The sequence below is a fragment of the Paenibacillus sp. FSL H8-0317 genome (assembly GCF_045040685.1).
GTDB lineage: Bacteria > Bacillota > Bacilli > Paenibacillales > Paenibacillaceae > Paenibacillus.
Genome location: NZ_CP150294.1, coordinates 6,527,261 through 6,539,384, shown reverse-complemented (window position 1 = coordinate 6,539,384; position 12,124 = coordinate 6,527,261). Strand labels below are relative to the sequence as shown.

Annotated in this window: 14 protein-coding genes; 13 read left to right on the top strand and 1 reads right to left on the bottom strand. The window is 41.0% G+C overall.

Annotation, left to right across the window (positions count from 1 at the left end; all coding sequences use genetic code 11):
* Window positions 1-3 precede the first annotated feature (3 nt).
* The 12 genes from MHB43_RS29200 to MHB43_RS29145 all read left to right on the top strand — a co-directional run bounded on the left by MHB43_RS29200 (window position 4) and on the right by MHB43_RS29145 (window position 10,821).
* Window positions 4-507, top strand: coding sequence for a flagellar protein FlgN (locus tag MHB43_RS29200; protein ID WP_405130897.1), 504 nt, complete (start codon window positions 4-6; stop codon window positions 505-507).
* Between the two features lie 19 nt (window positions 508-526).
* Window positions 527-2,098 carry a flagellar hook-associated protein FlgK gene (gene flgK, locus MHB43_RS29195; RefSeq protein WP_405130896.1) on the top strand — a complete coding sequence of 524 codons (1,572 nt, stop codon included), beginning with the start codon at window positions 527-529 and terminating at the stop codon, window positions 2,096-2,098.
* Between the two features lie 25 nt (window positions 2,099-2,123).
* Window positions 2,124-3,044 carry a flagellar hook-associated protein FlgL gene (gene flgL, locus MHB43_RS29190; RefSeq protein WP_405130895.1) on the top strand — a complete coding sequence of 307 codons (921 nt, stop codon included), beginning with the start codon at window positions 2,124-2,126 and terminating at the stop codon, window positions 3,042-3,044.
* A 13-nt stretch (window positions 3,045-3,057) separates the two neighbouring features.
* A complete protein-coding gene (locus tag MHB43_RS29185) occupies window positions 3,058-3,627 on the top strand; it encodes a DUF6470 family protein (RefSeq protein ID WP_405130894.1) in 570 nt (189 codons plus the stop codon).
* Between the two features lie 88 nt (window positions 3,628-3,715).
* Window positions 3,716-4,162, top strand: a complete 447-nt coding sequence (locus tag MHB43_RS29180; protein ID WP_405130893.1) for a flagellar assembly protein FliW — start codon at window positions 3,716-3,718, stop codon at window positions 4,160-4,162.
* 1 nt (window position 4,163) lies between these two features.
* Window positions 4,164-4,409 carry a carbon storage regulator CsrA gene (gene csrA / locus MHB43_RS29175; protein ID WP_339284430.1) on the top strand — a complete coding sequence of 82 codons (246 nt, stop codon included), beginning with the start codon at window positions 4,164-4,166 and terminating at the stop codon, window positions 4,407-4,409.
* 144 nt (window positions 4,410-4,553) lie between these two features.
* On the top strand, window positions 4,554-6,269 hold the full coding sequence (locus tag MHB43_RS29170; RefSeq protein ID WP_405130892.1) for a flagellin: 1,716 nt from the start codon (window positions 4,554-4,556) through the stop codon (window positions 6,267-6,269).
* Window positions 6,270-6,400: 131 nt separating this feature from the next.
* Window positions 6,401-7,639 carry a flagellin lysine-N-methylase gene (gene fliB, locus MHB43_RS29165; protein ID WP_339284425.1) on the top strand — a complete coding sequence of 413 codons (1,239 nt, stop codon included), beginning with the start codon at window positions 6,401-6,403 and terminating at the stop codon, window positions 7,637-7,639.
* 129 nt (window positions 7,640-7,768) lie between these two features.
* Window positions 7,769-8,155: a flagellar protein FlaG gene (locus MHB43_RS29160; protein ID WP_405130891.1), complete on the top strand. Its 387-nt coding sequence runs from the start codon at window positions 7,769-7,771 to the stop codon at window positions 8,153-8,155.
* Between the two features lie 20 nt (window positions 8,156-8,175).
* Window positions 8,176-10,062 (top strand): flagellar filament capping protein FliD, encoded by a 1,887-nt coding sequence (gene fliD / locus MHB43_RS29155; RefSeq protein ID WP_405130890.1) that lies wholly within the window; start codon window positions 8,176-8,178, stop codon window positions 10,060-10,062.
* Window positions 10,063-10,085: 23 nt separating this feature from the next.
* Window positions 10,086-10,487, top strand: a complete 402-nt coding sequence (gene fliS, locus MHB43_RS29150) for a flagellar export chaperone FliS (RefSeq protein ID WP_405130889.1) — start codon at window positions 10,086-10,088, stop codon at window positions 10,485-10,487.
* A gap of 19 nt (window positions 10,488-10,506) precedes the next feature.
* A complete protein-coding gene (locus MHB43_RS29145) occupies window positions 10,507-10,821 on the top strand; it encodes a flagellar protein FliT (protein WP_405130888.1) in 315 nt (104 codons plus the stop codon).
* A 172-nt stretch (window positions 10,822-10,993) separates the two neighbouring features.
* On the opposite strand, the gene MHB43_RS29140 is transcribed toward MHB43_RS29145, so the two are convergent.
* Window positions 10,994-11,347: a hypothetical protein gene (locus MHB43_RS29140; protein ID WP_127549093.1), complete on the bottom strand. Its 354-nt coding sequence runs from the start codon at window positions 11,345-11,347 to the stop codon at window positions 10,994-10,996.
* A 346-nt stretch (window positions 11,348-11,693) separates the two neighbouring features.
* Here MHB43_RS29140 and MHB43_RS29135 point away from each other — a divergent pair, with 346 nt between their 5' ends.
* Window positions 11,694-11,891, top strand: a complete 198-nt coding sequence (locus MHB43_RS29135) for a cold shock domain-containing protein (protein ID WP_024631599.1) — start codon at window positions 11,694-11,696, stop codon at window positions 11,889-11,891.
* Window positions 11,892-12,124: the final 233 nt, after the last annotated feature.

The following is a 12,124-nucleotide window of genomic DNA, read 5'->3' as shown; positions in this document are numbered from 1 at the left end:
GTAATGGCAGCACTGGACAGATTAGTTGCAGTTTTGCAGCAAATGGAACAAAGTCACCGCGATATGTTGGCACTCAGCGAGGTCAAGAGACAGGTAATTGTCAAAAACGATGTGGATGAACTCATTGCCCTCCTCAACAAAGAATCTCGTTTCATGAAACAACAGGAGCCATTGGAGATCGAACGGCAGAGTGCAGTTCACGAACTGTTGCAGGAGCGGGGCATAAAGTCCATGCTGAACCTGAATATCACCGAGATCTCAAAGCTGATTTTTGATCCGGCTGACAAACTGCGATTGCTTGAAGTCCAGAAGAAGCTGGCGGGAACACTGCAGGAGTTAAAGGAAATCAATCAACTGAATCAAAAGCTGATCGAGCAATCGTTGATGTTTATTGATCTTTCAATGGATATCTTTGCTTCTCGGCCAGAACAGGATGCCACATATCAGCATCCTGCTGATAAGAACGGCAATCCAGGGCGAATCGGTCTGTTTGACACGCGTGCCTGATTAATTAGGGGGAAACCAGGTGACATCTACATTTCATTCAATCGAAACGGCTAAACGCAGTTTGTTCACACAGACGACAGCTCTTAGCACAACAGGCCATAACATAGCTAATGCCAACACGGAAGGGTACTCACGCCAAAAGGTAAACATGCAGGCATCCATTCCAATGGAGCCATTTGCATTTCTGCATAGCACAACACCAGGACAGCTCGGTACAGGGGTAGAGTTCGACTCTATTACACGTGTGCGCGAGAAATTTCTGGATGACCAATATCGTAATGAAAACACCAACTTCGGGAGTTGGTCCATTCAACGAGATACACTTGAGAAACTTGAAGCCATTGTGAACGAGCCTTCCAACACCGGATTTCGGACCGTTATGGATAACTTCTACAAATCATGGTCAGATCTGAGTAAAAACCCTGAGGACGTTACAGCACGTCGTATTGTCAAGGAAACAACACTGGCTCTTACGGATGCGATGAATCAGATTAGCCGCCAATTGGGTGCGCTTAGCGAAGATCTGAATAGCAATATTGCTGTGAAAAGTAATGAGATTCAGGGCTACCTTGGTAACATTGCAAACCTCAATAGTGCCATTGTAAAAGTCGAGTCTCTTGGCGACAATGCCAACGATTTACGTGACCAACGTGATCTGATGACAGATAAACTGTCCAAAATCATGAATATTTCCGTTACAGATTCTCCACAAGGTTATCAGATTCAGATGAATGGAGAAGCTCTTGTTACAGGTGGAGCTGTAACGACGGAGGTAACTTCGGACTATCTGAACACGGCTTATACTGCAGGAACACTCACCAATGGTGAGGTTCACGGGATGATTAAGTCCAGAGACACCTTGGTGAGTGATTATCAGAAGCAAATGGATGAACTCGCCAACACGCTAGCTAACGGCGATATACAAATTTCAATTCCAGTGGGTTCTGTTTTGCCTGAGAATAATCCCTGGGGTCTTACAGGTGAAGCACGTACAATAGATGCAACTTTTTCAAATCCAGTGACGATTAAAGGCTTTAATGGTCTGCATCAGCTTGGATATAGTCTGGATGGATCGTCTCCAGGTCTTCCGTTTTTTACAGTGGCAGGCTCTGATCCGTCTAATCCAGTATCTACCGGAATTACCGCTGGTAACATTTCGTTGAATGCAGCAATTGTAGCTGATCCAAACAAAATTGCATCATCCTTACGCACAACAACGGATACTACTTCAGGAACAGAAACGGTTGTCAAAGGGAATAACACGCTTGCGATACTAATTGCTAACCTGAAGGACACACCAATGAAATCCATCGATGGTCTGCGCAATGCAACTGTTGGAGCGCAGTTTAGCGCAATTGTTGGACAACTGGGGGTTCAATCTCAGGAAGCTGCTCGTCAGACATCTAATACTGAGTTTCTTGTCCAGCAAGTAGAGACTCGTCGTCAATCTGTGAGCGGCGTATCTTTGGATGAAGAGATGTCCAATATGATCAAGTTCCAACATGCATACAACGCATCTGCTCGATTTATGACCACTTATGATGAATTGCTTGATAAATTAATTAACTCTACGGGTACAGTAGGCAGATAATAGAAGGGAGTGGCATAACTAGACTATGAGAATAACAAATAACATGCTTAGTTCCCAATTGTTATTGAACTTGAATCGTAATGCACAGCAGATGAATAATACGCAGACTCAAATGGCGACCGGCATGAAAGTTAACAAGCCTTCAGACGATCCGGTAGGTATTACCTACTCTTTGCGTTACCGTGCTGAATTGGCGTCGAATGAACAATATCAGAAGAATGTAGATAGTGCGACATCTTGGCTGGATTTTAACGATACAGTCATGGATCAAGCAGGGAGTATCGTTCAACGTTTGCGTGAGTTGGTTGTTCAGGGTTCGACAGGAACCAACCCTCAGTCTGCCCTTGATAGTATCAAAGAAGAGGTTAGTCAGTTAAAAGAACAGCTCATTGATGTAGCCAATAGCAAGCTAAATGGTAAATATGTATTTAATGGTGAAACATATGACGTTAAGCCTTACGATTTTACCAAGGATGCAAATGGATCTTCCGATACGACGGATGCAGCTTCAGTCCTGACAGATACAGGAAAGATCAATTTTATTGTTGGCGAAAGTGTACAGTTGCCGATCAATGTAACGGGTAACGAGGCATTTGGGAATGACCAAGAAGATGACAACCTTTTTGTTGTTTTGAATAACATTATTCAAGCATTATCCGATGGGGATCAGAAGGAATTATCCAATCAACTCGGTACCATTGATAGTAGAATGGATAAAATGCTGGCCATCCGCTCTGAAATTGGCGCTAAAACGAATCGGATTGATCTGATGATGGGACGTTTAGATGATCTGGGTGTGAACTTGACCGATCTTCAGGCGAAGGTTGAGGATGCCGATTATGCCGAACTTGTCATGAAGTCTAAAATACAGGAAAACATATATAACGCCTCACTATCAGCAGGCTCCAAGATTATATCACCGTCTCTTGTGGACTTTCTGAGATAAAAGGAGGGGTGGTATGAATACTCTTCCTGTTGTTCAGATTAGAACGACACCATCTCTACTAAGCATAGATGCTGATCTTGGGCAGTTCTCACTGCGTCAGCCTAAGGCGGATGTGCAGCTCCACACAAGACCTGCTAAGTTAACAGTTCAAAGTCATGCTCCAGAGCTGAATGTTGATCAATCTAAAGCATTCGCAGCTTACAATGGTGGAAATATGATTGATATGAATGCTCGGATTTATTCGGGTATTCAGCAGATTTTCTTACAAAACATTGCTAATCGTGTTCAACAAGGAGATCAATTAGCAGAGATTCATAAACCAGGTAATACGATTGCTAATATTATTGGTGAGGATTGGCAGGGGACTTCTTTTCCAGAGATGCGAGGACCGGCATCTATCGACAACGTAGATGTTCGTGTCAATGTTCGTGCTCCGGAACTTAATTACACACCAGCCGTTTCAGAGCTGAATGTTAGGGTCAATCGACCTGAAATCGAGTATCAGCGAGGTAAACTCGACATCTATGTGAAGCAGTATGCATCAATACAGTATACGCCACCAGCTATTGATGTCGGAATGTAACAACTATAAAGTAGAGCTGTAGACAGTCTTGAAGCAGACATCTACAGCTCTTTTTGCGTAAAATCTTTGTTTGGGAGGCTTCGTTATTATGAAAATTCAGACAAGTATGTGGGGCGAGATCGAAGTGCAAGATGAGGTTATTTATTCCTTTTCCAAGGGGCTACCTGGATTCGATGATGAGCACAAATTTGCATTAATTCCGTGGGAGGATACTCCCTTTGTATATTTACAATCTCTTCAGGAGCAAGAGCTTTCCTTCCTGCTTGTTAATCCATTCCTCTTCTCTCCTGGATATAGCTTTGAATTACCCGAGGCAGATCGAGATGAGCTTGAGATTCGTGACCAGGTTGAAGTGTATTCTATGGTCACGATTCATACACAGGTAAGCCGATCTACGATGAATCTATTGGCTCCGGTTGTGCTTAACCCTGAGAAGCGGACAGGTAAACAGGTTGTGCTACATCAATCCGGGTATGAGACACGTTGCTTGATTTGGCCTGAAGAACATGCGGAATCAGCAAAAGGAGGTGTGTGAGATGCTGGTATTATCACGTAAAAAGGGTGAGTCCATCATTATTCAGGATCAGATTGAGGTTACTGTACTAGCTGTAGAAGGGGATACGGTGAGGATTGGCATTTCCGCTCCAAAACATATTGATATCTATCGTCAGGAGATATATGCGTCCATTCAGGAAGCTAACCGAGAGTCAGCTACGCCTCTTGCCGCCAATGTTGAAGCATTTATGGAACGCCTGCGTAACTCGGAATTGAAAAAAGATTAAAAATATTCCATTTTGCTATAAACACTTGCACACCTCTCGTCGATATATAATTTAGACGCTGCTTCGGCAGGGCGGCCGACCTTAATGTCGCAGCGTTTACCACAAGGATGTGGAACTAACTTATTTTCAGGGAGGAAATTTCTAATGATTATCAACCACAATATCGCGGCGTTGAACACACACCGCCAACTGAGCACTAACACTGCTAACACGAACAAAAACATCGAAAAATTGTCTTCAGGCCTTCGTATCAACCGTGCTGGTGACGATGCTGCAGGTTTGGCAATTTCCGAAAAAATGCGCGGACAAATCCGTGGTTTGGACCAAGCTACTCGTAACGCTCAAGATGGTATCTCTTTGATTCAAACAGCTGAGGGTGCATTGAACGAAACTCACTCCATCCTGCAACGTATGCGTGAGCTTGCAGTTCAATCTTCCAATGATACAAACACAGAGCAAGATCGTGGCGAACTGCAAAAAGAAATGAACCAGTTGACTTCCGAGATCAACCGTATTGGTAACACAACGGAGTTCAATACAAAGAAATTGTTGAACGGTGACTTGTCTGATAAATTCATGACAAAAGCAGCGGTAACTACTCCAGCTACGACAGTTGATGTTAATAAAGCAATTACCCAAACGATTAAAGTCGGCGAAGAACCAATTGCATGGTCTAAAGATTCTTCCCAAGTGGCATTTGACGTCAAGTTTACGGGTAAAGCTGCGAACGGTTTTGATTGGGGAGCAGTAAATGAAGCTTCAGCAGCAGGCAAGAATGAAATTAAAATTGAAAGAGATGCCGATGGCTTTAAGCTTTCATTTGATGGTATTGATAAAACGGGTACTCCTTTAAATCTCGAAATTGATGCACAAGCATTGGCTTACGATAACGCTACGGACACATACTCATTTAATAATGAGGGTATCTCCTTCTCCTTTAAGGGTGCTGATGCCAAAGATTGGGCTGTAGGTGAATCTGTAACAATGGATTTGAAAAAAGCCAATGGCGGTACTGGTAATTTAACTACAGCTGCTGTTAACACAATTCCTACTTCGCAAGAATTTGCGACAGACAATAGTACGGGTGCTACCAAGGCGGCACTGACTGGATTTAAAGTTGATGCAACTAATGCTCAACTGCTAGCTAATGTTTCCGATGTAAAAGTAACACTTGCTGGTACTGACCTGACTGTTGATCTATTGGATAAAGACGGAAACTCCGTATCTTCTACGAAGTTCTCTGGCGTAGGTGCTACATTCAATTATGATGCGAATGGCATTAAGTTTGATCTGGCGAAAGGGAATGCAACAGCGCTGGAAGGTACATTTAAATTAGAGACAGCAACGGCTAAAGTGGAAGTAGTGGGTCCAGAGATCTCACCTGCTGAGTACGAAGATCGTTCTGCATCATTCCAAATTGGTGCGAACCAAAACCAATCCCTGTCTTTGGGCGTTAACGATATGCGTGCTGCGGCACTGGGTATCACAGGTACAGGTAAAGGCTTCTCTGCAGCCGATAACGTAACAGACGGAACAGACAACAAGAATGCTGAGAAGGCTCTTGATTTGACAAGCAACACGAACGCTGCCAGTGCAATCACAACCGTTGACAAAGCGATTGCTTCTGTATCCAGCGAGCGTTCCAAATTGGGTGCTGTTCAAAACCGCTTGGAGCACACAATCAACAACTTGGGAACTTCTTCTGAGAACTTGACTGCAGCGGAATCCCGTATCCGTGACGTAGACATGGCGAAAGAAATGATGTCCCAAACGAAAAACAACATCTTGGCTCAAGCAGCTCAAGCAATGTTGGCACAAGCAAACCAACAGCCACAAGGCGTTCTGCAATTGCTTCGTTAATTTTAAATTATTCCTGGAGGAATTGGTTATCCAATTCCTTCGGAATTTTTTCAAATTTGCAAGTTGAAATAGATATCTTCTACGTGAGGATATCTATTTTTATTTACAAAAGGTGAATGAGAGGTAGACTCATGACAACAAAAAATCGAACCATTCTAGTTCCCGAGTATATGCAGGAATTTGCCTGTATAGGCTCAGCCTGTGAAGATTCTTGCTGTGTCGGATGGAGAGTTGACATTGATCAACAGACTTATAAGAAGTATGCCAAATCTCGTAATATTGAGTTAAGACCTTTATTTGATAAGAACGTCTCTAGACAACGATCAGAGCCTAATGAACATAGATATGGCAAAATTAAAATGGATGAACAAGGAAGATGTGGATTCCTATCTGAGGAAAACTTGTGTAAGGTTCAGCTCACTTTAGGTGAAGACTTCTTATCCAATGTGTGCAGTACTTATCCTAGAAGTATAAACAGCATCAATGGTGTAATAGAGAAGTCTACGACCTTATCTTGTCCAGAAGCAGCGAGAGTTACGTTGTTGAATCCAGCCGGCATTCAGTTTAATGAGATTGAAGAAAGCGAAGACAACAAAGTCTGGATTACCAAGCAGATTGTTACCGATAATCCGAGTGCCAAAAATAAATTAACAAAGTATTTCTGGGACTTAAGGATTTTTACGATTCAAGTGTTGCAAAGTCGTGATTACACAATATCAGAACGATTGATTGTATTAGGGCTGTTCTACCAGAAGATACAATCTCAGATCGACGATGGGAACATGGAAGAAGTTCTTGATACCATCACAACGTATTCAAGGATGATTGAAGATCCTGCTACTAAAGAGTCATTGGCAAATATTCCTGTAAATCAAACAGTACAGATGAAAATATGTAAGGAGCTTATGGATTTCCGTTTTGGACATGGAATGCATAACTCTCGTTATATGGAATGTGTAGTGGAAGCGCTGAACGGGATTATGTATACTGAGGACTCCGCAGAGGAAGAGATTGCAGAGAGATATATGGCGGCAAGTGAAAATTATTATACTCCCTACATGGAAGAGCATGAATATATCCTCGAAAACTACCTTGTAAACCATGTTTTCAAAAATCTATTCCCATTTGGACGAAGCCGGGTATATGATGATTACGTTATGATGGTCGTTCACTTCTCTATGATTAAGCTACATTTGATTGGTATGGCTGGTTTCCATAAGGGCTTGAATGAGGAACTTGTTATAAAACTTATTCAGTCATTCGCTAAAACGATCGAACACAACTCCACTTATCTCAATAATGTTCTTGAGCTATTAGAAGATAATGGATTCACCTCAATGGCATATATGTCGATTTTGATCAAAAATTAAATATTCCGTTCATAAAAGACCTCGGCATTGTCCGAGGTCTTTTTATACATATTTTTTATAAAGCTCTAATGAGAAACGTGATGATAACCGATATAAAAAGTAAATATGTAGCCGGAGGTAGTGGTAAAGATGAATGTACAGTTCTCATTATCCGCTAATACGTCATCATCTGTCAGTCAACAAGGGGATATATCTTCAGCATCTGAAACGCAACGAGGAGACTTGAATTCAAGCTTAAATAAAGGTTTGAGTTTGAGTCAGTTGGAGAAGCAAGGAGCTCCTCTATCTGCTGGTCAGGAACACTTGATTAGAACGATTGAGAATGCCGTGAAATCCCTGCAAGGCCCACAAACGACATTGGATATTAGTATTCACGAGAAAACACATGAAATTATGGTAAAGGTACTTAATAGAGATACAGGGGAGTTGATCCGCGAGATTCCTCCTGAGAAAACATTGGATTTGGTTGCTAAAATGATGGAACTTGCCGGAATTTTAGTTGACGAGAAGGTATAATATGGATCTGGAGGTGCACAATGGTTACACGCGTTAACGGCTTTTCAGGTATGGATATTGATAGTATGGTCAAGAGCATGATGGCTACCAAGAATCTCAGAATGGACAGATTGAATCAGGATAAACAGGTTCTTCAATGGCAACGTGAGAGCTATCGCGAGGTAAGTAGCAAGTTGTATGATTTTCGTATCAATAAACTAACAGATAAATATGGTGCCCCGTCAGCGCTTAATGCTAATAAGTCGATAGTGTCTGGCAATACAACTGCGGTTAAAGCTGAAGCTAGAGCAAGTGCGACGATGGCTGATATGAAAGTCAGTGTTGAGAAATTGGCAGTAGCAAAGACGCTTGAAACGCCAGGTTTAGGCCAAGGAATTGGTGCTGGTACCTCCTTAGCTACTCTCGATGGCGTTGATCTCTCCAGCTTGAGTGCTACAGAGAGGGCAGAGTATATTGAAAAAAAATTCGATATCACCATTAATGGTGTGCCTTTTAAAGATAAATTCAACGGTACCACTTCGATTGCATCCATGATCTCTGTTATTAACGCTGATGCAGCAGCCGATGTTGTTGCGAGTTATGATGAGGCTACTGGTAAACTGTCATTTGCTTCGAAATCGGGTGGAGCGGATGGAAAAGTAGTTATCGAGACTCCGTCAGGTAGTAACTCAATTATTGCTTTGTTTTCCAAAAAAACAAAAATAGAAACAAATGGTGCAGGAACAGGTGTTACACAAGACAAGACGCTTGCTGACTTGAAAACGTTACTTGATGGCAAGGCTCCCGAACCAGGCGCAGCGGCGAAGACTTATAGTTTCAGTATTAATGGTGAGAAGTTTGAATTCAAAGATACAGCATCCATTCAGAGCATAGTAGATGAAATTACCAATAATGCAAAAGCTGGAGTAACCGCTAGTTTTGATGATAAAGGCAAACTTAGTTTTGAAGCTAAAAATGGAATTGAAGAAATTAAGCTAGGTGGTAAGTCTTATGAATTCTTGGCTTTATTTAAGGGAGCAGAGCCTCTTATAGAAGACTCTAAATCTTTGGAATCACTTAAAGATTCGAGTGGGAATGATATACCGGGCAGTAATGCTGTGGTCAAGGTGAATGGCCAATCTATTAACAATATTAGAACGAATACCTTCACTATTAATGGTGTGCAATTGACAATGCTAGAGGAGACAGAGGCTAATAACCCTGTCATTATCAAAAACCAAACTGATCCAGACAAGGCGCTTGAAACGATCAAAGGTTTCATTGATGATTACAATAAACTTATTGAATCACTGAACTCAACGATTAGAGAAACCAGATATAAGGATTTTAGACCACTCACAGACGAAAATAAAAAAGAAATGAAAGAATCTGAGATTCTGGCTTGGACAGAAAAAGCTCAAAGTGGAATGCTGAAAAATAATGATATCATCAAGTCCGTGCTGTCAGATATGCGAAGTGTAATCACAGGAGCACTTGGGCCTCTCAGTGCGATGGGGATCACTACGGGAACGTATTCAGAGAATGGTAAACTCATTATAAAAGATGAGGCAAAGCTCAGAAGTATGATTAGTACCAATCCACAGGCCGTGATTGATGTATTCCAAGGGCCGGTATCTTCGCCAAACGACGGGTTATTCGATAAATTATCAGATAAGGCTACTACGGCAATTCAACGGATATCTGATCGTTCAGGTACGAACCGTTTTACAACAGATCTCACAAGCACATTCAGTGCGGAAAATCCAATGGGCAGGCAACTGAAAGAGTATAATAGCAGAATTGATACGATGCAGCGCAATATTACAGCTACTGAAAATCGTTATTATAAGCAGTTTGCTGCGATGGAAAAAGCAATGACACAGTTGCAGTCACAGTCGTCCAGTCTTCTATCTCAATTGGGTAATTAATTTTAATATAAAGGGTGAGACTTTTGATCACTTCTCCATATGATAAATATCGTCAATCCTCTGTCCAAACCTCTAATCCGGCGCAGTTAGTCATCATGTTATATGACGGAGCTATTCGTTTTGCCAAGACGGCAATTGCTGCAATGCAACAACAGGATATTGAAAAGGTTAATCTCAATCTGGGGAAAGCTCAAACCATTGTTAGTGAATTAATGAGTACATTGAATCAGGATTATGATATTTCGAAAAATTTATATTCTCTGTATGAGTACACGAATTACTTGCTTGTTGAAGCCAACATTCATCGAGATGAAACGAAGGCCGAAGAAGCTGTAGGTTATCTATCCGAACTCCGTGAGACCTGGATTCAAGCTTCCAAGATTGCGATCAGCCAGGAAGGTCAACCTGTGAATTCCAATGTATAGATCAGAATGTATTAGTCAATTGGAGAGTACGACTAATTACATTTTGGTTAATCTATATGATATGAGTTACGAGCAACTTGAATCCTTCACAGAAGTACGACAAGAGATTGTGGATCAATTGATTGAACACTTTTCTCAAGAACAGGCTAGTGAACATGAGAAAACCATCATTAATAGCCTATTGGAAAAAGATCAGGAGATTCTTGCTCGAATGAACACGCTTCGACTGGAAGCACAGGATTGGTTGCATAAGCGTGGACAGGCGAAAGTGCAAAGAAACGCGTATGAAGCGGGATATACACCAGATAGTTTTTTAATGGATAGAAAAAAATAAGAATTCTACAAAAAAACCTTTATGCACGAACTTTGACTAAGGTAAGCATTCCACGAGTCAAAGGTGTGAAATAAGGTTTTTTTGTATTATTTGTCGTTATTCAGGAGAGGAATATTCAACCAAACAAAAAGAACATTTGCCTCCAAGGAAGGAAATGTTCTTTCATGATTTTCTATTGAACTATTCTTACATGTACTCTCTCGATGTGGTTGCCACTGGCATCTACCACATTAACTTCACCATGGTCTTCCCAAGGCATAATTTGAAAATTATGTTTATATGCTGTGAGCATCCCATTACGACTAACACCAAAATAGTCTTGATTATCCGGAGCAATGTAATAAGTATAATTACGGCCATAAGTCGGATTATACCCTAACTGATAAGATTCTCCGACCTTTAATGTGATGGTGTACTCGATGGCTTTAGTAGCCGCTGATGCAACAGTTGATTCAGCAGCACTCGCTACTCCTGCACTTACTGAGAATAGTAGAACCATTGATGTAGCCAATAAAAGTTTTTTCATAGTGTCATCTCCTTTTTATACTACCTATAGTATATCATAATTAAATTAAATTCAATATTTTTCCTTTTATATTAAAATAAAACTAAAAATAAAACATTTACTATATCCAATTATATTTTTAGGCCGCTAATACTGTTAAATTAGACTAAACAGTAAACTGTTAAACCTGATATATTCAAGATATCCCACCTCTCAACACAATCCCCAATTAATCTACAAAAAATTCCAAGAAAACATTTACTTTTCCAATTGACAATGGATAACTTTGGATGGTATTATCTGAATTGTGGGCAGAGGTTAAGGCCGAAAGCTTCACTTCATTTGATGACGAAGGGAATGTTAGTGCATGCAAGGTAAAGTAAAATGGTTCAACGCAGAAAAAGGTTACGGTTTCATTGAGACTGAAGACGGCGGCGACGTATTCGTACATTTCTCCGCAATTCAATCCGAAGGATTCAAAACTTTGGAAGAAGGTCAATCCGTAGAATTCGACATCGTCGAAGGCGCGCGTGGACCGCAAGCAGCTAACGTAATCAAATTATAATCATCCGGACAATCCGACCTACATATATGGTTAGATGGTTACCAGATTGAATTATCGCTAGCATCAGACTCCGGTACTTTCCGGGGTCTTTTTTTGTTTTATTATAAATTTAATTAAGTCTAGCTTCAATTTTACATAAAGCTATCATTGTTCCTATAAATGAGTGTTCTAAAAAATACGATTTTAGAGCTGTTTGATAATTAAAGCGGTAAAATTTTTAATGATGCATAAGA

Excerpts from the sequence above, each read along its gene's own strand:
- MHB43_RS29200 (WP_405130897.1), top strand. The coding sequence starts at position 4 with ATGGCAGCACTGGACAGATTAGTTGCAGTTTTGCAGCAAATGGAACAA.
- flgL (WP_405130895.1), top strand. The coding sequence starts at position 2,124 with ATGAGAATAACAAATAACATGCTTAGTTCCCAATTGTTATTGAACTTG.
- MHB43_RS29185 (WP_405130894.1), top strand. The coding sequence starts at position 3,058 with ATGAATACTCTTCCTGTTGTTCAGATTAGAACGACACCATCTCTACTA.
- MHB43_RS29180 (WP_405130893.1), top strand. The coding sequence starts at position 3,716 with ATGAAAATTCAGACAAGTATGTGGGGCGAGATCGAAGTGCAAGATGAG.
- csrA (WP_339284430.1), top strand. The coding sequence starts at position 4,164 with ATGCTGGTATTATCACGTAAAAAGGGTGAGTCCATCATTATTCAGGAT.
- MHB43_RS29170 (WP_405130892.1), top strand. The coding sequence starts at position 4,554 with ATGATTATCAACCACAATATCGCGGCGTTGAACACACACCGCCAACTG.
- fliB (WP_339284425.1), top strand. The coding sequence starts at position 6,401 with ATGACAACAAAAAATCGAACCATTCTAGTTCCCGAGTATATGCAGGAA.
- MHB43_RS29160 (WP_405130891.1), top strand. The coding sequence starts at position 7,769 with ATGAATGTACAGTTCTCATTATCCGCTAATACGTCATCATCTGTCAGT.
- fliD (WP_405130890.1), top strand. The coding sequence starts at position 8,176 with ATGGTTACACGCGTTAACGGCTTTTCAGGTATGGATATTGATAGTATG.
- MHB43_RS29140 (WP_127549093.1), bottom strand. The coding sequence starts at position 11,347 with ATGAAAAAACTTTTATTGGCTACATCAATGGTTCTACTATTCTCAGTA.
- MHB43_RS29135 (WP_024631599.1), top strand. The coding sequence starts at position 11,694 with ATGCAAGGTAAAGTAAAATGGTTCAACGCAGAAAAAGGTTACGGTTTC.